1 pseudogene is annotated in these 354 nt (G+C 69.7%); it reads left to right on the forward strand.

From position 1 onward, the window contains the following. Positions 1 to 354: pseudogene (locus tag AC1D1Y_RS27030) on the forward strand (sorbosone dehydrogenase family protein); the annotation flags it as partial.

A 354-nucleotide genomic window follows, 5' to 3' on the forward strand; every position in this document is an offset into this window, starting at 1 on the left:
GGTGGCCAGTGCCCGCCTGCCGGACTACGCGCTGGGCCCCCACACGGCGTCGCTGGGGCTGGCGTYTGCCCAGGGCAACCAGTTGTCCGCCGGGTTTGCGCAGGGCATGTTCATTGGCCAGCATGGCTCGTGGAACCGCCGCCCGCACAGCGGCTACAAGGTAATTTTTGTGCCCTTTGACAAGGGCGTGCCATCCGGCCCGCCCCAGGACGTGTTGACCGGTTTTCTGACCGACGACGGCCATGCGCGCGGGCGCCCGGTGGGCGTTGCACTGGACACCCACGGTGCCCTGCTGGTGGCCGACGATGTGGGCAACGTGGTGTGGCGCGTCAGCCGGACCGCAGGGCCCCACTG

The organism is Polaromonas sp. P1_G1, assembly GCF_056405595.1.